At 75.4% G+C, this 1,966-nt stretch carries 3 protein-coding genes; 2 read left to right on the top strand and 1 reads right to left on the bottom strand.

Features of this window, described 5'->3' with window-relative positions; genetic code table 11:
* A partial coding sequence (gene thiM / locus GFJ45_RS15935) for a hydroxyethylthiazole kinase (RefSeq protein ID WP_153399045.1) occupies window positions 1-609 on the bottom strand: 609 nt, incomplete at its 3' end.
* 408 nt (window positions 610-1,017) lie between these two features.
* On the opposite strand from thiM, the gene GFJ45_RS15930 reads away from it, so the two are divergent.
* Window positions 1,018-1,401 carry an MmcQ/YjbR family DNA-binding protein gene (locus tag GFJ45_RS15930; RefSeq protein WP_153399039.1) on the top strand — a complete coding sequence of 128 codons (384 nt, stop codon included), beginning with the start codon at window positions 1,018-1,020 and terminating at the stop codon, window positions 1,399-1,401.
* Window positions 1,398-1,966 (top strand): DnaJ family domain-containing protein (locus tag GFJ45_RS15925; RefSeq protein WP_228387206.1); only part of this gene is annotated, 569 nt, incomplete at its 3' end. The genes GFJ45_RS15930 and GFJ45_RS15925, both read left to right, overlap by 4 nt.

Below are 1,966 nucleotides of genomic sequence, written 5' to 3'. Positions count from 1 at the left end.
GACCGCGGTGCAGGCGGTCGCGAGGGCGCCCAGCGCGCAACCCACGCCGGTGACCTTGGTCAGCCACGGGTGGCCGTTGTGCACCCGCACCACCCGGACGCCGTCGGTGAGGTGGTCGACGGCTCCGCTGACCGCCACGACGCAGCCGAGCTCCTCGGCCAGCCCCCGGGCCGGCTCCAGCGCCTCCTCCGGCGTCTGGATGCTCTCCACGCCCCGGCCGCCGGCCCCCCCGGTCAGGGCGGTCACCTCGGAGGCGTTCCCACGCAGCACGGCCGGCGGGGTGGCCGCGACCAGGTCCAGGGCGATCCGGGTGCGCCAGGCCAGGCCGCCGGCGGCGACCGGGTCGAGCACCCAGGGGGTGCCGTGCCGGTAGGCCGCGTGCACGGCGGCGCGCATGGCGTCCGTGGTCTCCCGGTAGGGCGTGCCCAGGTTGATCAGCACCCCCTGCGCCACCTGGGCGAAGTCGGGCGCCTCCTCGGGGTTGTCCACCATCGCCGGGGAGGCGCCCACGGCGAGCAGCACGTTGGCGGTCAGCGGTGCCGCCACGATGTTGGTGAGGCACTGGATGAGCGGTGTCTGCTCCCGCAGCGCGGCCCAGGTCTGGGCGATCTGCTCCGGCCCCGGCGTGGGGCGGGACTGGGCGTCGATGAGGCTGGCCTCCCCGGAGGCGGCCTGGGATGGGGTGGTCTCGGATCCGGCGTCCACGTGACGTCCCTTCGCTAGTACGGCCTAGATCAGGTTCGACGGGTGTGCTCTCAGCCACCCGCGGCCAGGCCGTCGAGGCGACGGCCGCGCGTCGTTCCGCGCCCCGTCCCGTCGAGTCGTGCCGCCGGTGGCACCCCGCGTCACCTCGACCCTACCTTCCGTGCCGTGCGCGGTAGCGGCCCCCGCCGGCTCCGTGCCGCCCACACCGCCGGGCCCTCGGGCCGTCGGGCCGCCGCGCTAGCCTGGTGCCAGCGGCCGGGGTGACGATCCGGGAGCACCCCGGCACAGGCACCGGAGGGTTGGTGGGTCGACATGGAGCTCGGCACCATCCGCTACCACGCGCTGGCCAAGGAGGGGGCCTGGGTGGACGCACCGTGGGAGGACCAGGAGGTCGCCAAGGTGGCGGACAAGGTGTTCTGCTTCCTCAGCGACACCTGGATCGGGGTCAAGTGCGCGCCGTCTCGGGAGGAGGCCGACGAGTGGCTGCACCGGTTCCCGGACGACGCCACGCCGATGCCGTACCTGCGTCAGCACGGCTGGAACTCGCTCCGGCTGCACGGCGGCATCCCGGACGACCAGCTGGAGGAGGCGGTCGACGAGTCCTACCGGCTCGTGGTCGACGGCCTGCCCGTTGCCCGCCGCCCGCACGGCTGGAGTGCCGTCACCGGGGAGGCCACCGGCCAGGAGGCGCAGTGACGACCGCCGGGCAGGGGAGCGGGGAGACCCCTGGTGGGGCGCGCGGCGAGGCGCCCGGTGAGGAGCAGGACACCCCGACCCGCCGCCGGATGAACCTGCAGCACATGCAGACCTACGTCGAGCAGACCATCCAGCAGGCGCAGCGCCGCGGCGACTTCGACGACCTCCCCGGCAAGGGCCGGCCGCTGCGGGGGCTGGACCAGCCGGACGACCCCGACTGGTGGGTCAAGCAGCTGGTGGAGCGGGAGAAGCTGGACCTCTCCGAGGCGCTGCCGCCTCCGGTGGCGCTGCGCCGTGAGAAGGCTGGCTTCCCCGAGTCCCTCGTCGAGCTGGCCGACGAGGCGCTGGTGCGCGAGCGGCTGCGGGACTTCAACGCCCGGGTGCTGGAGGAGCGGCGCCGGCCCTGGTTCGGCACCAGCTCGCCGCCGATCGTGGGCCGGGTGGACGTCGAGGAGCAGGTAGCGGCCTGGCGCCGGCTGCGCGAGCAGCGGGCACGGGAGCTGCGGGCGCGGCAGGAGGAGGAGCGTGCCCGCGCCCGGTCCGCGGAGGCGCCCCCGGCCGGCGC

This window comes from Ornithinicoccus halotolerans, from assembly GCF_009602535.1.
In the GTDB taxonomy this organism is placed as follows: Bacteria; Actinomycetota; Actinomycetes; order Actinomycetales; family Dermatophilaceae; genus Ornithinicoccus; species Ornithinicoccus halotolerans.
Note: the sequence above shows the minus strand (reverse complement) of the source record. Positions and strands in the feature narration are given on the sequence as shown.

Excerpts from the sequence above, each read along its gene's own strand:
- GFJ45_RS15930 (WP_153399039.1), top strand. The coding sequence starts at position 1,018 with ATGGAGCTCGGCACCATCCGCTACCACGCGCTGGCCAAGGAGGGGGCC.